Source organism: Shewanella sp. SP2S2-6 (assembly GCF_031931965.1).
Taxonomy (GTDB): domain Bacteria; phylum Pseudomonadota; class Gammaproteobacteria; order Enterobacterales; family Shewanellaceae; genus Shewanella; species Shewanella baltica.
The window spans coordinates 30,568-48,934 of sequence record NZ_JAUOEQ010000023.1 but is presented as its reverse complement, the minus strand read 5'-3'; the positions used below and the strand labels follow the sequence as shown (position 1 = coordinate 48,934).

Below are 18,367 nucleotides of genomic sequence, written 5' to 3'. Positions count from 1 at the left end.
GTAGATAAAAAATCAGCCCATATTGTATGGGCTGATTTATATGGAACTAATAAGGTTAGTTATTTCCCGATACAGAAAGAGCTGAAAATCTTGCCGAGTAAATCGTCAGAAGTGAAGCGGCCAGTGATCTCAGATAGTGCTAATTGGCACATACGTAGCTCTTCTGCCAGTAGTTCTCCTGCAAGGTAAACCTCTAACTGCTCTTTACCTAATTGCAGGTGTCCTGCGGCTAATTCAAGGGCTTCTAAGTGACGACGACGGGCGATAAAGCCACCTTCGAGATTACTCTGATAACCCATAAGTGACTTCAAGTGTTGCTTTAATTCTTCAACACCTAAGCCTGTTTTTGCTGAGATCCGGTAGACGCTATAACCTTGTTCTTCGGTCATCATTAAGTCTTCGCCAGTGAGATCGGCTTTATTACGGATCACTGTCACGCCTAAATTGGAGGGCAGGCGATCGACAAAGTCAGGCCAAATAGCATGGGGATCGACGGCGGCGGTTGTCGTGCCGTCCACCATAAATAGCACGCGATCGGCGCTATTTATCTCATTCCATGCGCGTTCAATGCCAATTTGTTCTACCGTATCTGTGGTATCACGCAGGCCTGCGGTATCAATAATGTGCAGCGGCATACCATCTAAATGGATATGTTCACGTAATACGTCGCGTGTTGTACCAGCTATTTCAGTCACAATGGCCGACTCTTTACCCGCTAACGCATTTAATAAGCTTGATTTTCCGGCATTGGGGCGACCGGCAATTACCACTTTCATCCCTTCACGAATGATAGAACCTTGTTTAGCGCTGGCTTGCACTAGGTCAAGTTTGTCGATGATTTTATAGAGTGCATTGGCAATTTTGCCGTCACTTAAAAAGTCGACTTCTTCATCGGGGAAATCAATTGCGGCTTCAACGTATAAACGCAGGTTAGTGACTTGGTCCACCAGCTCATGGACTTCCTTAGAAAACTCACCTTGTAGCGATTGTAGTGCGCTTTTAGCGGCTTGCTCACTGGTTGCGTCGATAAGGTCGGCAATCGCTTCGGCTTGGGTTAAGTCGAGTTTATCGTTCATAAAGGCTTGTTCGCTAAATTCACCCGGTTTAGCGATACGAATGCCACCGACTTCCATTACCCGTTTGATCAGCATATCGAGGACGATTTGGCCGCCGTGGCCTTGAAGTTCCAGTACATCTTCGCCAGTAAAGGAATTAGGTCCTTTAAAGAATAGCGCTATGCCTTGGTCTATCACTTGGCCCGATGCACTTTTAAAATCGCAATAATCGGCATATCGGGTTTTAGGAAGATGACCTAATACGGCCATAGCGACATCACTGGCTTTGTCGCCTGAAATTCGAATGATGCCTACGCCGCCACATCCGGGCGCGGTGGCTTGAGCCACAATAGTGTCAGTTGTCATGGAAATACCCACCAAACTAATATCTACTAAATCATGTAAAGGAAAAGGCGGCCAATTAAGCCGCCTTTTAGTGTCATGCGTTCACATTAATCTGTAACGATGCGCTAGAGTCTTGGAAATCTTAGGCTTATTTTAAGCCTTTTTTCTCAAGACCTGCATAAATAATCTTCTGCTGCGTGATAGCAACTATGTTACCCACTAACCAGTACAGTACTAGACCTGCTGGGAACCAGAGGAAGAATACGGTAAAGATTACTGGCATCCACTGCATCATTTTCACTTGCATAGGGTCCATAGTCGGTGCAATAGGCTGCATCTTCTGCATCACAAACATAGATACGCCCATCAATAATGGCAGAATGTAGTAAGGATCTTGTACCGATAAATCGTGGATCCATAACATAAATGGGGCGTGACGTAATTCGAAGCTTTCTAACAATACCCAGTACAAGGCAATGAAGATTGGCATCTGTAAAATAATAGGTAAACAGCCACCCATAGGGTTAACTTTTTCTTTCTTATACAGTTCCATCATGGCCTGACCCATCTTTTGACGGTCATCACCAAAGCGTTCTTTCAAGTCAGTCAGTTTAGGTTGCAGGTTACGCATTTTCGCCATTGAGGTGTACTGCGCTTTTGTTAGCGGGAACAGTAAACCACGAACGGTTAAGGTGATCAGAATAATCGCCACACCCCAGTTACCGACGAATGATTGATAGAACATCAATAACCAGTGGATTGGTACGGCTAACCACCATAGGAAGCCGTAATCGACCACTAGGTTTAAGGTATCAGAGATGGCTGACAGTGCTTTTTGATCCTTAGGACCAACGTAGAACTGTGAGCTAATTTCTTGGGTCGCACCAGGTGCAATATCATATACCGCACCGCGGAAACCAATATTGGCTAAACCGCCCGCACTGACACTAGAGAAAATAGTGTTGCTGTCGGTAGCCGGTGGGATCCACGCCGAAACGAAGTAATGTTGTAGCATGGCAGCCCAACCACCCAACGTTGCTTGGTTCAGGTTGCTTTTCGCCATGTCATCAAATTTGTATTTCTCATAACGCACATCTTGCGTAGAGAATGCGCCGCCACGATAGGTAGGCATCATCATGCTGCTTTCAGATGGTTTAATCGTTTGTTTAATTTGACCGTACATCTGAACTTGCAGCGGAGCCGCTGAAGTGTTGTTGATTTTATAGTCAACATCGACGTTGAACTTACCGCGATGGAATACAAACACTTTAGTGTATGTCACGCCATTGTCGGCTACATAAGTTAACGGCACTTCTAAAGTGTCTTGACCTTCGGCTAAGGTATATTCAGTCGCTGCAGAGCTAAATGCGGCACGGCCTTTGGCGCTACTGTCGATACCATCGCGACCTATAAGACCGCTCTGGGCTATATAAGTGAAATCTTTCGTTTGCTCAAGCAACACGAAGGGTTGATCTTTATCCTGTTCCATTTTGTGCGAAACTAACGCAGCAAAAACAATGTCGCCACCGATTGGATTAATTTGAACATCCAACTGGTCGGTTTTCACGGTAATCAGTTTGCTGGTTGCTGTCACTGCTGCAGGAACACCTGTATCAGCTTCTGGAACATCGGCACTGTGTGAGTTTGCCGCGTTCGCCACTAAGGACGATTCGGTTGCAACTGGTTTAGGAGCTTTGTCTGCTTGCCACTGTTGCCACAGCAAAAAGCTGACAAACAGTAGTCCTATGAGCAATATATTGCGTTGAGATTCCATAGCCTATTTATTACACCTGTCATTTTTAGGGGGGACGGGATCACTACCGCCGGGATGTAAAGGGTGACATTTTAATATGCGTTTCAATGCAAACCAACAACCTTTCGCGGTTCCATGCACTTTTATTGCTTCAATAGCGTAGTGAGAGCAGGTGGGATTGAAACGGCATCGAGGGCCCAGTATAGGGCTTATGAATACTTGATAGCCACGAATTAACGTGGTCGCTAGCCATTGTAGCGGCGACTGAGTTTGCGCCATAGCTTTTCTATCAATTTGTTGATTTCAGCGTTTTCCATTTCCATCACGCCATTTCTGACAAGCACAACAATATCAAGATGAGGAATGTCGTGTTGATTTAAGCGAAAACTATCTCTGATCACACGCTTAATACGGTTACGTTGATTGGCGCGTTTTACAAAGCGTTTGGCAACAGTAAGGCCCATACGCGGATGTTGTTCCGTGTTAGGAATAGCGAGCAAGGTAATTTCAGCAGAAGATGCTTTGATGGGATTGGAAAATACAGATTTAAATTGCGCGGGAGTTAACAAACGTAACTCCCGCGAAAAGGTATAGCTAGTCAACTAGTTACCCACTTATTAAGCAGATAAACGAGCGCGACCTTTCGCACGACGACGTGCAAGCACCTTACGGCCGCCTACAGTAGCCATACGAGCGCGGAAGCCGTGAGAACGCTTGCGCTTCAGGTTGCTAGGTTGAAAAGTACGTTTACTCATGATGGCAATCCGTCTTTGTTAATTAGTGAACATATCCTTATCTCTAGGATAGAGGTAAGGGCAAAAAAGAGGCCGAATTGTAATCACAATACTTAGTCACGTCAACAACGAAAGTAAGTAAGTGCTTTATTTCTGCCAGCGTATCCTTTGATCAATCCCCAGAATACACCATAAGATGTGGATAACTCTGTGTACGGACACTACATATAGTAGTGCAGGGGATCTTCGAACCGATCGAAGGGGCGCCATTATAGATCAATGTGGATCGCTTAATAAAGCAGGATTTGCGGATAGTGCAGAATAAAAGGATCGTTTTGGATCTTTGATGATCGAGGATATCCACACAGAATGATCTCGCTGGGGATAAATATTTTTTAAGGATAGCGATCCTTGAGATCTCGCTATAGAATACACCTCTTTTTTGATGATCTTTTGGGGATAACTAAGTGGCTGTTTCACTTTGGCAACAATGTATCGGACGATTGCAAGATGAGCTTTCTGCTCAGCAGTTCAGTATGTGGATCAGACCGTTACAAGCCGAAATGGATGGAGATACTCTGGTGCTTTATGCGCCCAACCGCTTCGTGCTTGATTGGGTCAGAGATAAGTACATCAATATCATTAATCAGTTCTTTACTGAGCAGATGGGCAGCGATGCACCTAAATTGCGTTTCGATATTGGTAGTCGTCCTTCGGCGAAAAAGCCAAGTGTGCCAGCACCTATAGCGCCAACTCGTGTAGCAAATACCCAAACTAAAGCGACAGTAGGCACGACGTTTAACGTCCAAGCCGAGCCGATGGCGAACGCGAATCACCGCAGTAACATCAATCCTAGCTACCAGTTTGATAACTTCGTAGAAGGTAAGTCGAACCAATTAGGTAAGGCTGCTGCGTTGCAAGTGGCTGAAAATCCAGGTGGTGCTTATAACCCATTATTCTTATATGGCGGAACAGGTCTAGGTAAGACTCACTTGTTGCACGCTGTCGGTAACGGGATCATTAAAAATAATCCGAATGCCAAAGTGGTTTACATGCATTCCGAGCGTTTTGTTCAAGACATGGTTAAAGCGCTACAAAACAATGCGATCGAAGAATTTAAACGTTACTACCGTAGCGTCGATGCCTTGTTTATCGATGATATTCAATTTTTTGCTAATAAAGACAGATCCCAAGAAGAATTCTTCCATACCTTCAACGCCTTGCTGGAGGGGAATCATCAAATTATTTTGACTTCAGATCGTTATCCAAAAGAGATCGACGGTGTTGAAGACAGATTGAAATCGCGTTTTGGTTGGGGTTTAACTGTGGCTATTGAGCCACCAGAGTTAGAAACCCGCGTGGCGATTTTGATGCGTAAAGCCCAAGAGAGCGGCATTAACTTGCCCGATGAAGTGGCCTTCTTTATTGCTAAACGTTTACGTTCAAACGTGCGTGAGCTAGAAGGGGCGTTAAACCGCGTTATCGCTAACGCTAACTTTACTGGTCGACCAATTACCATTGATTTTGTTCGTGAAGCTTTACGTGACCTCTTGGCACTTCAAGAAAAATTAGTCACTATAGACAATATTCAGAAAACCGTAGCTGAATACTACAAGATCAAGATGGCTGATATGTTGTCTAAGCGCCGTTCACGCAGTGTCGCGCGGCCTAGACAAGTGGCAATGGCGTTATCCAAAGAATTAACTAACCAAAGCTTGCCGGAAATTGGTGATGCTTTTGGTGGTAGAGATCACACCACAGTGTTGCATGCCTGTCGTAAGATTGCTCAGCTACGGGAAGAGAGCCACGACATTAAAGAAGATTATGCTAATTTGATTAGAACCTTATCTTCTTAGAACAAGGAATTTGGACACTATGAAATTCTCCATTGATAGGGATGCCCTATTAAAGCCGTTGCAATTGGTGTGTGGTGCGGTAGAAAGACGCCATAATTTGCCCATTTTGTCTAACCTCCTTGTAGAAGTAAGTGGTCACTCACTTAAGCTGACTGGTACAGATTTAGAAGTTGAACTGGTGGGCCAAGCTGTGGTTCACGGTGATATTGAAGAAGGTCGTACTACGGTTCCGGCTAAAAAGCTGCTCGATATTGTTAAATCTTTGCCAGAACAAAGCGAACTGAAAGTCGAACAACAAGATAATAAATGGTTGCTGCGTTCGGGCCGTAGCCGTTTTTCCTTAGCGACCTTGCCCGCAGAAGAATATCCTAACGTTGAAGCCTTCCAAGCTGAGATTGAATTTAGCTTAAAGCAGGGCGTATTGAAGTCGATTATCGACTCAACGCAATTTTCGATGGCTAACCAAGATGTGCGTTATTACCTCAACGGTTTATTGTTTGAAACTGAAGGTAACGTATTGCGCGCTATTGCGACCGACGGCCACCGTTTAGCCTTAAGCCACCGCACGATTGAAGCACTATTACCTGAAAAACAAGTCATTGTTCCGCGCAAAGGCGTAATGGAAATGGCGCGTTTATTGGAGTCGGACGATCTCGATATTGCGATTGCCATTGGTGATAATGCCATTCGTGCCACTACGGCTAACACTGTATTTACCAGTAAATTAGTTGATGGCCGCTTCCCTGATTATCGCCGTGTATTGCCAAAGGGCGGTGATAAAATCGTGATTGCGAGTCGTAATCACCTGAAGCAAGCGCTGACCCGTGCATCGATTTTATCGAACGAAAAATTCCGTGGTGTGCGTATTCAACTCGAAAATGGTTTGCTCAAGATCACCGCTAACAATCCTGAACAGGAGGAGGCGGAAGAGATCATCGATGTGGAATATAACAACCAAGCCTTAGAAATTGGTTTTAACGTCAGTTATTTGCTCGACGTGCTCAACAACCTAAAGTCCGATGATGTGCGTATTACGCTCATTGATGGTAACTCCAGCGCCTTAATCGAAAACCATTTGGAAGAAGATTCCATGTATGTGGTTATGCCGATGCGCTTATAAACCATCGACTTTTACGTTACCCGTGTCTGTAGCTCAGTCTCCGATAGCTATGCCGCTTAATTGCGGCACAGTGTTTAATACGCAGCATTGGCCATTCCTTCACTCATTTACCGATAGCCTTAGCCTGTGGCAGCGATTGAGTTGCCTGTTAAGTGTTATGAATCCTTGCCTTCGCCGTTTACGCGGCTTAATGAGTAATGCATGAGCCTGACCCGTCTCAATATCGAAGCGTTTCGCAACATTCAGTCCGCACAGTTAATCCCTGCACCTGGGATTAACTTGATTTATGGCCAAAATGGCAGTGGCAAAACCAGTATTCTTGAGGCGATATATTTCCTCGGTATGGGGCGTTCGTTTCGCAGCCATTTATCCCAGCGAGTGATTAATAACGACGACGATAATTTAACCCTGTTTGCGACCTTAAATTTAGCGCGCGGTGACAGTAAAATCGGTTTACGCCGATTTCGCAGTGGTGAGACTGAAGTAAGAATCGATGGTGAAAAAGTCAAACGTCTGTCGACTTTAGCCGAAACCTTACCTATCCAAGTGATCACGCCTGAAAGCTTTTCGCTGCTGTTTGAAGGTCCAAAATCCCGCCGACAATTTATCGATTGGGGCGCATTTCATGCTGACCCACAGTTTTATGGCGCTTGGACGAATGTTCGCCGCGTTCTTAAACAAAGAAATCAATTACTTAGAAATGGCTCAGCCTACAGTAATATTCAATTTTGGGACCAAGAGTTTGTGCGTTATGCCGAGCAGGTTACAGAAATACGAAACCATTATGTAGACTCGTTAAATGAGCTACTTAAGGGTATAATCGGGGAGTTTTTACCGAGTGTAGATGTGAAGGTTTCATTTACGCGCGGCTGGGATAGTAAAACGGATTTTGCAGAACTACTCGAAAACCAATATTCCAGAGATTTGGCCACAGGTCATACCGTCAGCGGTCCCCATAAAGCTGACCTTAGACTTCGTGTAGGCACTTTGCCGGCGCAGGATGCCCTGTCCCGTGGTCAATTAAAATTATTAGTCTGTGCACTGCGTATTGCACAGGGAAAGTTGCTCAAACAACAAATAGATAAACACAGTATTTATCTTGTGGATGATCTTCCATCCGAGTTGGATGCACAGCATAGGCAGCTATTGCTAAAGCAGTTAGTGGATACAGGTGCACAAGTGTTTGTCACTGCCATTGAGCCTGCAGCAATAGTCGATTCGTTACACACACCTCCCAGTAGGATGTTTCATGTGGAACAGGGACGTGTAACGGTAATTGAATAACCATTGAGAGAATAATATGTCAGAGAATAGTTACGATTCTTCGAGTATTAAGGTCCTTAAGGGCCTTGATGCAGTACGTAAGAGACCTGGGATGTATATTGGTGACACCGACGACGGTACGGGTCTACATCATATGGTGTTCGAAGTAGTCGATAACTCTATCGATGAAGCCTTAGCCGGCCACTGCAGCGATATTACCATTACTATCCATGTCGATGGTTCGGTTTCTGTTAAAGATGACGGCCGTGGTATTCCGGTTTCTATCCATGAGGAAGAAGGCGTATCGGCTGCTGAAGTTATCATGACGGTATTGCATGCCGGTGGTAAGTTCGACGATAACTCTTATAAAGTGTCTGGCGGCCTCCACGGCGTGGGGGTCTCGGTTGTAAACGCTTTATCTAAAAAGCTGCAAATGACTATTCGCCGTGCGGGCAAAGTGTACGAGCAGTTTTATACCCACGGTGTGCCTGATGCGCCAATCAAAGAGATTGGTGATGCGACTAAAACCGGTACTGAAATCCGTTTTTGGCCAAGTGAAGATACCTTCAGCGATGTTGAGTTTCACTTTGAAATTTTGGCAAAACGCGTACGTGAACTGTCATTCCTGAACTCAGGCGTCGGTATTCGTTTAGTTGATGAACGTGACAACAAGAATGAATTCTTCAAATACGAAGGCGGTATTAGCGCATTCGTTGATTATTTGAACCGTAATAAAACTCCCGTCAATAAAGACGTATTCCACTTTATGCAAGAGCGTGAGGATGGTATTACCGTTGAAGTGGCGATGCAGTGGAATGATGGTTATCAAGAAAATATTTTCTGTTTTACCAACAATATTCCACAGCGTGATGGTGGTACTCACCTAGCGGGTTTCCGTGGCGCCTTAACGCGTAACTTAAACAACTACATGGAAAACGAAGGCTATAACAAGAAAGGCAAAACTAACGCGACAGGCGATGACGCCCGTGAAGGTTTGACCGCCGTTATCTCTGTTAAAGTGCCCGATCCTAAGTTCAGCTCACAAACTAAAGATAAGTTAGTTTCGAGTGAAGTGAAATCTGCGGTTGAACAAACCATGGGTGAGAAGCTGAACGATTATCTGCTGGAAAACCCAGCCGATGCTAAGTTGATTGTCGGTAAAATTGTCGATGCGGCCCGTGCCCGTGAAGCGGCGCGTAAAGCCCGTGAAATGACTCGTCGAAAAGGCGCGCTCGATTTAGGTGGTTTGCCAGGTAAGCTGGCCGATTGCCAAGAGAAGGACCCTGGTCTTTCCGAAATTTACATAGTGGAAGGTGACTCTGCTGGCGGTAGCGCTAAGCAGGGACGTAACCGTAAGAACCAAGCGATTCTGCCACTGAAAGGTAAAATTCTAAACGTTGAGAAGGCCCGCTTCGATAAGATGTTGTCTTCTCAAGAAGTGGCCACACTGATCACCGCTCTTGGCTGTGGTATTGGTCGTGACGAATACAATCCAGATAAGACGCGTTATCACAACATCATCATCATGACGGATGCTGACGTCGACGGCTCGCACATTCGTACCTTGCTGTTGACCTTCTTCTTCCGTCAAATGCCTGAATTGATTGAACGTGGTTATGTGTATATTGCTCAGCCACCACTATTTAAAGTGAAAAAGGGCAAGCAAGAACAGTATTTGAAAGACGAGCCTGCATTGACTCAATATCTTACGACTCAAGCGTTGGATGGCACTATTGTGTACCCAACGCAAGGTGCGATTGGTATGTCAGGTGAGCCGTTAGAGCGTTTAGTGACTCAGTATCGTGAAGTGGAAGCGATTGTTGCCCGTTTAGAGCAACGCTACCCAACGCACATTACTAACCGTATGCTTTACCACCCAATGATCACCAACGAGATGTTGGCCGATGAAGGCAAGATGAAGGACTGGATCGATGCCTTTATCCATGAGCTGGTGGAAATGGAAAGCAGTGGCGTACTGTATTCTGCTGAGCCGATTCTCGATCCTGAACGTAAAGTGTATTTGCCTAAGATCACTATTCGTAAACACGGTATCGATACTAACTATCTGTTTACTTATGACTTCTTCCAATCAAGTGACTATCAACGCATCGGTAAGTTAGGTGCGGCGTTAGATGGCATGATTGAAGAAGGCGGTTATGTGCAACGCGGTGAACGTGTGAAAGAAGTCGGCAGCTTCCTTGAAGCGCTAGATTGGACGATTTCTGAAGCCAAACGCGGCTTATACATTCAACGTTATAAAGGATTGGGTGAGATGAACCCTGAGCAATTGTGGGAAACTACAATGGATCCTGAATCACGCCGTATGTTGCAAGTCACGATTGATGATGCCGTGGGTGCCGATCAGTTGTTCACTTGTTTGATGGGTGATCAAGTTGAACCTCGTCGTGAGTTCATCGAAGCGAACGCATTGAACGTGGCTAACTTAGACGTTTAATGCGCGTTAAGTGATTAGCAGTACGTAAATGATTAAGGGAAAGCCAAGGCTTTCCCTTTTTTATTTCTATGATTTATCCCTTTATCGATCAATACCCGCTTCATCCGCTGCAACAATTTCAGTCTCAGCTTTAGCCGCACTTATCCACGCCTGCATTTCCGGACAGCTGATCACATGCTGCATATAGGCACGGCTTGCCTGCGAGACTTCAACACCGTAGGTGATAAAGCGCATGACCACAGGGGCAAACATCATGTCGGCAATCGACCACTCGCCAAATAACCAAGTACCTTCGGCATTTGATGGGGCAAACTCGGCCATTTGTGCTGACCAAATCGCATCAATGCGCTCAATGTCTTTGCGGACTGCATCAGTGAGCTCAACATAACGGCTCGCGCGTATGTTCATTGGTAGAGCGTTACGCACGGCATTAAAGCCAGAATGCATTTCACTGGCTATCGATCTAGCCTTGGCTTTTTGTTTAGGATCTTGCGGCCATGCGCTACCGGCAAGATAGGTGTCGTTGAGGTATTCACAAATTGAGAGTGAATCCCATACCGTGATATCGCCATCGACTAATGTCGGTACTTTTAACGTCGGCGAAATGGCTTTGAGTTGCTGATAAAAGCTGTCGGTATCGAGTTGCAGTAATATTTCGTTGAACTGCACGCCAGATTTCGCGGCCATTAACCAAGCCCGTAGTGACCAGCTAGAGTAGTTTTTATTGCCAATATAAAGATCCATTGTTTGTCCTTGAGTGAAATGCCGAGTGTTTCTGCAAAGCTACTATATGGGCTCATTTCACCTATGACTAATGAATATTTTACCCATTCTATATCCGCTAATACGCGTCATTTCTCTTGAGCTTTCGAATCACTTTTATTGAATTTAAATCACTAACCGCATTGAGATAATTTAACCATATCTTAATTACTTCGTTCGATGGGAACTCGTCGGGATGAAGACTAACTGGCGAGATAAATGGATGTGGCAGCGAGTGATCTATCCGGTGAGCGTGCTGATGTTAATGTTACCAGCGGTGGCAAACGCCGATGAAGCTAATAAGTTATTGAATATGTGTAAGGCCTGTCATGGCGAGTCCGGTGTGAGTCGTTTTGAGCATATCCCTAATATCGGATGGCAAAACTCGGATTACCTGTTGAAACAACTGCGAGCCTTTAAGGCGGAAAATCGCCAAGATCCCACAATGACTAAAGTCGCTCAATTGTTGAGTGAGGCTGATATGCAGCTGATGGCGGATTACTTTTACCTCGGAAAGGATAAATAACATGGATCTTAATCGTCGGGTTTTTATTAAAGGGGCGGTAGCGACGTCTGTGTTATCTGCCTTACCCGTTAAGTGGGTATTTGCCGATCAGCTTCCCGCAGCCGTCACTCCTCTGGATATATCAGCATTAACTTGGACTAAGGCTGAGGATTTACCGAGTTACTTCAACGTGCTAAACACTCATCCACTGAATGCGTTTCCGCCGGAGCATAAACTCGCTCCTGCCGTGACGCCTGCTGATGCCTCATTTATCCGCTGGAATGGCATAGTGCCTGATTTTAAGGCGCTAGATGCTAAGACTTGGACTTTTAAAGTGGATGGCGAATCTGTTATTACTCCAAAAACCTACACAATCGATGAACTTAAGCGCCGTTTTAAGCATTACACATTACAGTTACTGATTGAATGTGGTGGCAATAGCCGTTCAGGCTTCTTTCCTAGCACCAAAGGCAATCAATGGAATAATGCTGGGGTATTTTGTTCCGAGTGGACGGGTGTGTTAGTGAGTGACGTGCTTAAGGATTGCGGTATTAAAGCCGATGCTGTTTATACGGGTCATCACGGTGTTGATCGGCATTTGAGCGGTAAAGGTGAGGCGATTTCACGCGGTGTGCCAATAAAGGCGGCGCTCGAAGAACTGGGACTCATTGCATGGTCGATGAACGGCGAGGACATTCCTTATCTACATGGATATCCCTTGCGTATTGTGTTTGGTGGACGGCCGGGCTCCGTTTCGCAAAAAGCCGCTACGGGGATCAGTGTGCGCAATAAAGTGCATGATGGACATAAAATGGCAGCGCCAGCGTATCAACTCCCTAAATATCCGATAGCGCCAGGTGAGTCCGTTGATGATAAAGACTATAAAATCATAGAAGAAATGATAGTGAAGTCCTTGATTACCGATCCTCAATCGGGAACAGAATTAGCCGTGGGCCAGAAGATAGCCATCGCAGGCCATGCTTGGGCGGGATTGCGGGAAGTCGTTAAAGTGGAAGTGAGTTATGACTATGGAACCCGCTGGTTTACCGCTGAGTTAGAAAAACCTAAAAACGTAGCGGCATGGCAGCAGTGGAAGATTGAATTGCAATTACCGTCGCAGGGATATTATGAAATCTGGGCAAAAGCGACTGATAGTAAAGGTGATAGTCAGCCTGTCGTACAACCGCAATGGAATCCTAAGGGATATATGTTTAATGGTTGCCATCGTATTGCCGTTAGAGTGGTGTAATGAGAGTACTGAACAAGCTATTTATTTTTCTTGGGCTAGTGGCATCCAGTATTTCGCTAGCCGCTGAGTATCCAGTGGACCCTAAATCGGGTTTGATCATGGCTCCTGGTTGGGAGTTAGTGAATTATCAGTGTAATGCTTGCCATACCAGCATGATAGTCGTGCAAAATCATGGCGATAAAGCCTTTTGGAAAGAGACTCTGCAGTGGATGGTAGACACTCAAGGCCTGTGGGACTTGTCGGATACTTGGGAGCCAACCTTGAGTTATCTAAGCACTTATTATGGCCAAGTTGAAATGGATATGGCGCTTTTTAGGCGTCTTCCCTTAGAACCTAGCCTGCAGCCTGCGCTAGTTAAACCTTTCCCTAAGGAGCCAAAATGAATGCGATTATCATAATGATTGCGCTATGTGGCTTATCCGCAGAGGTCTTTGGAGCGGTTTATCAAGCAGATAGTGAACGTGGTCAGGCGTTGGCTACGGCTCAGTGTGAGTCGTGTCATGGTAATGCAGTGATCGCTATGGCCAAGCAATTCCCAAACTTAAAGGGACAGAAATTAGCTTATCTCAATAAACAGCTTGTCGATTTTAAAGCAGGTTTACGACTCGATCCTTTGATGCGGTCGCAAGTCAGCGCGTTAAGCTCTGAGCAATTACAAGATGTGGCGCTGTTTTATAGCCAGCAAGTTACACCAAACTTAAGTGCGAATTAGCATTATTGTGGGGGGACTATTTGAATGAAGTCGAATGCGGCTTGCTAGGAATGCGGGATGAGTTTTTTGGCCGCTATGATTAAGCGGCTCGTTAACCTAGACTGCGTTGTAAGCGATAGAAGTAGTCATGCCATTCCGCTTGTGCCGTTGCCGCTTGTTCATCGTCAACTAATTCGAATTTAACTGTTTGTCCTGGGCGAGTTTGCGCGAGTTTCCACAGATCGGCTTCAATAATCACGGCGATTTGAGGATGACTGCTGGTGGTTTGCGCATCGGCAAGGAGCACGAGTGGTTGCCCTGAAGCGGACACTTGAACCACTCCGGGCGTGACTGTGTGTGATTGCACAGGGAATGGCTTCGCCAATGTTAACGTATCACCTTTGAGTATTGCACTCGCACGATCACTTTCAGCTGAAAGTTGCCACTGTGTTTGCCAGAATGTTTGCTGAGATTTCAATGAGAAGGCTTGAGTGTGCTTGGTCGCGAGTGCGCGAATATGCCCATCCCAACTTTTTTGAATTGCGCCAACTTGCCTTCTTAGTGGATGAGCTGAACCTAAGGTCAGTCGATCGCCCGCTTCTAATGCGCGGCCATGAAATCCACCGATACCTGAGGTTAAATCGGTAGCGGCAGAATTCATCACTAGCGGTACTTTAACGCCGCCATCAACGGCAATATAAGCACGCATGCCTTTATTTCCCCCTCTAAGACTGAGTTTTTGCCCTGCCTTAATGGAGTAACGCCAGCCGCAAACTATGGGCTTATTGTCTATACGAGCATCGAAATCGGCACCGGTTAAGGCAATCCAAGCGTCGCGTTTAAACAAAAAAATCGATTGGCCAAAGGTTAATTCCAATACGGGTGTATTGTCTGGGTTTGATAATAGGCGGTTTGCTAAACACAGGGCTGGTCTATCTAAGGCGCCAGCTTGGGTTACACCTAAATGTCTATATCCCATGCGTCCGAGATCTTGAACTGTGGTTAGTGCACCCGCTTTTATTACCTCGATCATCAAATATTCCGTCGTTAGCTGGCGAGTATGTCGTGAATGACTTAAAGGGAGACGAAATACGTATCACTTTATGAAGGGTGGACATATTGTCAGCTAAATGCTGCAAGAATGTAAGTTTTTTGAGGTTTCAAGTTGTAACCAAGATTGTCTTTATAAAGGCAGCAATAGCGGGATTGTAGACATCAGAAATGAATTGAATATGTTACACTTAAGCGAGCCATTAGCATGTCTGTAACGTGTTTATGTATCGCTTAAGCTTGATCAAAATGGATTTGAGATGGGCAATATTTAACTGACTTTTTAACAATTATCTATAATGACAGGTTGATGCTTCTTGATTAAATCACTTTTTAATAAGCTGTTTAATATTCGTGATTCGGCGACGGTAGAGAGACCCAAAAGTTTTTCAACGACGGACTTAGGTAAGTCGTTTGAACCTGCGCGAAAGCCAGCTAAACCTCTCGAAGATATTAGCGTGGTATCTGTTGATTTATCTGCTCTCTTTTATAGTTTGTTATTTCCGACACGGGTTAAGGACACTGGCGGCGTAGCCAATAATCTTGAACGTCGAGTCATGGCGGAGATAGAGCAGGCCTTGGCATCACCACAAGTGATCGCCGAGAAAGTGTTAAAGCTACCGTCAAAAGTATTGGAATTAGATCGTAAACTGGCCGATCCACAATTTGATATTAAGGACCTATTAGCGCTCATCGAGCAAGATCCTTTACTGAGTATTGAGGTGCTTAAGTTATGTAATTCCCCTGCATTTAAACGTAGCGATAGGGATATCACCAGTTTGCAGCAGGCTTTGGTACAGCTTGGTCGTGAACAGTTGAGAAAGTTTGTTACCACTTGTCTAGTGCGTGAAATGTTGGATATCAAGCCAATCTATTTCCGTCGTTTTGGGGCTGAAATTTGGCGCCATTCGATGCAGGTTGCTTTTCTTGCCAGTGAGTTAAGCGATGAAGATCAAGATACGGCTTTTTTATTGGGCTTATTACACGATGTCGGCAAGTTGGCCATTTTTAAAATGCTTCTCGATGCATTTGTACAGGCAGAGCCGGGAGAACAGCCTAATTCTGGTTTATTTAGACAAGTGATGACGACGAAATCGTTAGCCTTAAGTTCATTGCTCGCTAAGCATTGGCAGTTACCCAATACCTTTGAAACAGAATTAGACAAGCTTGCCAGTGTGAACTCGCGCCCGCAAGCTGGGCTAGCTGCTGTGGTATGGCGGGCGAATGTGATCAGCGAGATTTCTATGCTGCATCAAGCAGGGCAATTGTCCCCTGAGATTCTGGCGAATTTACTGCAGCAAGTTAACTTAGATCAAACACAATTTGATGGCTTACATCAAAAACTACTGCAGTTTTGATTAGGCCATGTAATACGTTGGATATAAGAAATCAGGGCAATAAAAAACGCGCTAATGAGCGCGTTTTTTATAAAGCGATAATTTAAAAACGTTAGTATCGTTATTGCAGTAGTGAGATATCCGCGACGTGCAGGAACTGCTCGCGTAGATTATTCAACAATGCCAACCGATTGTTTTTCAACGCTTCATCATCCGCCATTACCATCACATCTTCGAAGAACTGATCCACGCTTTCACGTAGGCCAGCTAACAAGGTTAAGGCTTGTTGGTAATCGGCATTGGCAAACAAAGGCGCCAACTTCGGCTGTAGCTCGTTCAACTTGGCCGCTAATGCTTGCTCTGCGGCTTCGGTCAACAAACTTGCATTGATCGTTGTCGGTAAAGCGCCTTCAACCTTAGCCAGAATATTAGATACACGTTTGTTCGCTGCTGCAAGGGCGCCAGAAGCTTCTAGGCTTCTAAAGTGTGATACCGCATTGATACGACTATCAAAATCAGCAGGGCGTGTTGGGCGACGTGCTAGCACGGCTAAGATCACATCAACACCAATGCCTTTATCTTGATACCAAGCGCGGAAACGAGCCATTAAGAATTCAAGTACTTCCTCTGCAGCGTTTGCGTTGCTTAAGTTAGTACCATGGAGTTCCTGAGCTTTAGCTATCAGCGTTACTAAATCCAGTGGCAGTTTGTTCTCAACGATAATACGCAGCACGCCAATGGCTGCGCGGCGTAGGGCAAAGGGATCGGCTGCGCCTTTAGGTGCTTGGCCAATACCAAAGATGCCGACTAAGGTGTCGAGCTTGTCTGCTAATGCGACAGCGCAAGATACACCGGCACTAGGCACTGTATCGCCAGAGAACTTAGGCTTGTATTGCTCTTCCATCGCAACCGCAACGGCTTCGGTTTCACCATCGAGGCGGGCGTAGTGCATGCCCATAGTGCCTTGAGTGTCGGTAAACTCCATCACCATATTGGTCATCAAATCGGTTTTAGATAACAAACCTGCACGGGCTGCATCAACCGCATTCGCGCCAGTTTGCTCGGCAATAAAGGCGGCGAGGGCAGAGATACGATTTACTTTGTCTTTTAATGTACCCAGCTGCTGTTGGAACAATACTGTTTCTAAGCTAGGTAAACGTGATTCCAGCGTATGTTTTTTATCGGTATTAAAGAAGAATTCGGCGTCGGCAAGACGTGGACGAACGACTTTCTCGTTACCAGAGATAATTTGCGCAGGATCTTTAGATTCTATGTTGGTCACAAAGATAAAGTTTGGCAGTAACTTGCCCGCGTCATCAAAGACGGGGAAGTATTTTTGATCGCCCTTCATGGTGTAGACCAAAGCTTCAGACGGTACGGCTAGGAATTTTTCTTCGAAGCTGGCGGTCAATACCACTGGCCATTCAACTAAAGAGGCGACCTCTTCAAGTAGGCTATCTTCGATATCGGCTGTACCACCAATCTTAGCGGCGGCTTTTTCGGCATCGGCTTTGATCAATGCTTTACGGCTTTCGTAATCGGCGATGACTTTGCCTTTTTCTTTCAGGTCGGCAAGGTAGTGATCAGCATGGGCTAATTCAAACTGCTTGAGTCCCATAAAGCGGTGACCGCGAACAGTGCGTGCCGATTTGATACCCAGCAATTCCCCTTCAATCAACTCACTGCCTAACAACATAGTCGCGGTGTGCACAGGGCGAATAAATTGGGTTTTATTATTACCCCAACGCATTGGCTTAGGAATGGGCAATTTATCGAGTGCACGTTGAGCCATAGCAGCGATCAAACTTTTGGTTTCGACGCCTTCAACTTTAGCGTTATGGACTAACCATTCGCCTTTATCAGTGACTAAACGTTCGGCTTGTTCAACTGTAATACCATTACCACGTGCCCAACCTTCGGCGGCTTTAGTTGGCTTACCTTCAGCATCAAAGGCTGAGCTCACGGCAGGACCGCGTTTCTCAACCACTTTGTCGGCTTGTGCAAGCGCAAGTTCAGTGACGTTAATCGCCAGACGACGTGGCGCTGCGTACCAAACTGCTGAGCTAAATGCTAAATCGGCTTTGGTGAGTTCTTCGGTAAAGTTAGCTAAAAAGGATTCAGCCAGTTTACGCAGTGACTTAGGTGGTAACTCTTCTGTGCCTAACTCTATGAGTAAGTTTTCAAAATTCATG

Annotated in this window: 17 protein-coding genes; 9 read left to right on the top strand and 8 right to left on the bottom strand. The window is 45.5% G+C overall.

The window, feature by feature from the left end; genetic code table 11:
• Positions 1-59 precede the first annotated feature (59 nt).
• The 5 genes from mnmE to rpmH form a co-directional block, all read right to left on the bottom strand.
• Positions 60-1,421: a tRNA uridine-5-carboxymethylaminomethyl(34) synthesis GTPase MnmE gene (gene mnmE / locus Q4Q57_RS15280; RefSeq protein WP_311891286.1), complete on the bottom strand. Its 1,362-nt coding sequence runs from the start codon at positions 1,419-1,421 to the stop codon at positions 60-62.
• Between the two features lie 127 nt (positions 1,422-1,548).
• Positions 1,549-3,174, bottom strand: coding sequence for a membrane protein insertase YidC (gene yidC, locus Q4Q57_RS15275; RefSeq protein WP_311891285.1), 1,626 nt, complete (start codon positions 3,172-3,174; stop codon positions 1,549-1,551).
• Between the two features lie 3 nt (positions 3,175-3,177).
• A complete protein-coding gene (gene yidD, locus Q4Q57_RS15270; protein WP_006083829.1) occupies positions 3,178-3,432 on the bottom strand; it encodes a membrane protein insertion efficiency factor YidD in 255 nt (84 codons plus the stop codon).
• A complete protein-coding gene (gene rnpA / locus Q4Q57_RS15265) occupies positions 3,399-3,755 on the bottom strand; it encodes a ribonuclease P protein component (protein WP_006083828.1) in 357 nt (118 codons plus the stop codon). The genes yidD and rnpA overlap by 34 nt, the downstream gene beginning before the upstream one ends.
• Positions 3,756-3,770: 15 nt before the next feature.
• Positions 3,771-3,908 (bottom strand): 50S ribosomal protein L34, encoded by a 138-nt coding sequence (gene rpmH, locus Q4Q57_RS15260; protein WP_006083827.1) that lies wholly within the window; start codon positions 3,906-3,908, stop codon positions 3,771-3,773.
• Between the two features lie 446 nt (positions 3,909-4,354).
• Between rpmH and dnaA the strand changes: the two genes are divergently transcribed.
• The 4 genes from dnaA (at position 4,355) to gyrB (ending at position 10,581) form a co-directional block, all read left to right on the top strand.
• Positions 4,355-5,743, top strand: a complete 1,389-nt coding sequence (gene dnaA / locus Q4Q57_RS15255) for a chromosomal replication initiator protein DnaA (protein ID WP_006083826.1) — start codon at positions 4,355-4,357, stop codon at positions 5,741-5,743.
• Between the two features lie 19 nt (positions 5,744-5,762).
• Positions 5,763-6,863, top strand: coding sequence for a DNA polymerase III subunit beta (gene dnaN, locus Q4Q57_RS15250; RefSeq protein ID WP_311891284.1), 1,101 nt, complete (start codon positions 5,763-5,765; stop codon positions 6,861-6,863).
• A gap of 201 nt (positions 6,864-7,064) precedes the next feature.
• On the top strand, positions 7,065-8,147 hold the full coding sequence (gene recF, locus Q4Q57_RS15245) for a DNA replication/repair protein RecF (RefSeq protein ID WP_311891283.1): 1,083 nt from the start codon (positions 7,065-7,067) through the stop codon (positions 8,145-8,147).
• A gap of 16 nt (positions 8,148-8,163) precedes the next feature.
• Positions 8,164-10,581, top strand: a complete 2,418-nt coding sequence (gene gyrB, locus Q4Q57_RS15240) for a DNA topoisomerase (ATP-hydrolyzing) subunit B (RefSeq protein ID WP_311891282.1) — start codon at positions 8,164-8,166, stop codon at positions 10,579-10,581.
• A gap of 81 nt (positions 10,582-10,662) precedes the next feature.
• Here the strand turns inward: gyrB and Q4Q57_RS15235 are convergent, their stop codons facing one another.
• Positions 10,663-11,325, bottom strand: coding sequence for a glutathione S-transferase family protein (locus Q4Q57_RS15235; RefSeq protein ID WP_311891281.1), 663 nt, complete (start codon positions 11,323-11,325; stop codon positions 10,663-10,665).
• Positions 11,326-11,566: 241 nt separating this feature from the next.
• Here Q4Q57_RS15235 and Q4Q57_RS15230 point away from each other — a divergent pair, with 241 nt between their 5' ends.
• Genes Q4Q57_RS15230 through Q4Q57_RS15215 form a run of 4 tightly spaced genes read left to right on the top strand, consistent with a single transcriptional unit; the run spans position 11,567 to position 13,809 of the window.
• The gene (locus Q4Q57_RS15230) at positions 11,567-11,869 is read left to right on the top strand and encodes a cytochrome C (protein ID WP_220592983.1); all 303 of its coding nucleotides are present in this window, start codon (positions 11,567-11,569) and stop codon (positions 11,867-11,869) included.
• 1 nt (position 11,870) lies between these two features.
• Positions 11,871-13,097 (top strand): sulfite oxidase, encoded by a 1,227-nt coding sequence (locus tag Q4Q57_RS15225; RefSeq protein ID WP_311891280.1) that lies wholly within the window; start codon positions 11,871-11,873, stop codon positions 13,095-13,097.
• Entirely contained in the window at positions 13,097-13,480 is a 384-nt protein-coding gene (locus Q4Q57_RS15220; RefSeq protein ID WP_261273072.1) for a cytochrome C, read from the top strand. The genes Q4Q57_RS15225 and Q4Q57_RS15220 overlap by 1 nt, the downstream gene beginning before the upstream one ends.
• Complete coding sequence (locus tag Q4Q57_RS15215) at positions 13,477-13,809, top strand: c-type cytochrome (protein ID WP_311891279.1); 333 nt, start codon at positions 13,477-13,479, stop codon at positions 13,807-13,809. The genes Q4Q57_RS15220 and Q4Q57_RS15215 overlap by 4 nt, the downstream gene beginning before the upstream one ends.
• A gap of 91 nt (positions 13,810-13,900) precedes the next feature.
• On the opposite strand, the gene Q4Q57_RS15210 is transcribed toward Q4Q57_RS15215, so the two are convergent.
• The gene (locus Q4Q57_RS15210) at positions 13,901-14,821 is read right to left on the bottom strand and encodes a biotin-dependent carboxyltransferase family protein (RefSeq protein ID WP_006084778.1); all 921 of its coding nucleotides are present in this window, start codon (positions 14,819-14,821) and stop codon (positions 13,901-13,903) included.
• Positions 14,822-15,155: 334 nt separating this feature from the next.
• On the opposite strand from Q4Q57_RS15210, the gene Q4Q57_RS15205 reads away from it, so the two are divergent.
• Positions 15,156-16,196 (top strand): HDOD domain-containing protein, encoded by a 1,041-nt coding sequence (locus Q4Q57_RS15205; RefSeq protein ID WP_311891278.1) that lies wholly within the window; start codon positions 15,156-15,158, stop codon positions 16,194-16,196.
• Between the two features lie 100 nt (positions 16,197-16,296).
• Here Q4Q57_RS15205 and glyS read toward each other — a convergent pair whose 3' ends face one another.
• The gene (gene glyS / locus Q4Q57_RS15200; protein ID WP_311891277.1) at positions 16,297-18,366 is read right to left on the bottom strand and encodes a glycine--tRNA ligase subunit beta; all 2,070 of its coding nucleotides are present in this window, start codon (positions 18,364-18,366) and stop codon (positions 16,297-16,299) included.
• Position 18,367 lies beyond the last annotated feature (1 nt).

Coding starts and splice junctions, on each gene's coding strand:
- mnmE (WP_311891286.1), bottom strand. CDS start 1,421: ATGACAACTGACACTATTGTGGCTCAAGCCACCGCGCCCGGATGTGGC.
- yidC (WP_311891285.1), bottom strand. CDS start 3,174: ATGGAATCTCAACGCAATATATTGCTCATAGGACTACTGTTTGTCAGC.
- yidD (WP_006083829.1), bottom strand. CDS start 3,432: ATGGCGCAAACTCAGTCGCCGCTACAATGGCTAGCGACCACGTTAATT.
- rpmH (WP_006083827.1), bottom strand. CDS start 3,908: ATGAGTAAACGTACTTTTCAACCTAGCAACCTGAAGCGCAAGCGTTCT.
- dnaN (WP_311891284.1), top strand. CDS start 5,763: ATGAAATTCTCCATTGATAGGGATGCCCTATTAAAGCCGTTGCAATTG.
- recF (WP_311891283.1), top strand. CDS start 7,065: ATGAGCCTGACCCGTCTCAATATCGAAGCGTTTCGCAACATTCAGTCC.
- gyrB (WP_311891282.1), top strand. CDS start 8,164: ATGTCAGAGAATAGTTACGATTCTTCGAGTATTAAGGTCCTTAAGGGC.
- Q4Q57_RS15235 (WP_311891281.1), bottom strand. CDS start 11,325: ATGGATCTTTATATTGGCAATAAAAACTACTCTAGCTGGTCACTACGG.
- Q4Q57_RS15230 (WP_220592983.1), top strand. CDS start 11,567: ATGTGGCAGCGAGTGATCTATCCGGTGAGCGTGCTGATGTTAATGTTA.
- Q4Q57_RS15225 (WP_311891280.1), top strand. CDS start 11,871: ATGGATCTTAATCGTCGGGTTTTTATTAAAGGGGCGGTAGCGACGTCT.
- Q4Q57_RS15220 (WP_261273072.1), top strand. CDS start 13,097: ATGAGAGTACTGAACAAGCTATTTATTTTTCTTGGGCTAGTGGCATCC.
- Q4Q57_RS15215 (WP_311891279.1), top strand. CDS start 13,477: ATGAATGCGATTATCATAATGATTGCGCTATGTGGCTTATCCGCAGAG.
- Q4Q57_RS15210 (WP_006084778.1), bottom strand. CDS start 14,821: ATGATCGAGGTAATAAAAGCGGGTGCACTAACCACAGTTCAAGATCTC.
- glyS (WP_311891277.1), bottom strand. CDS start 18,366: ATGAATTTTGAAAACTTACTCATAGAGTTAGGCACAGAAGAGTTACCA.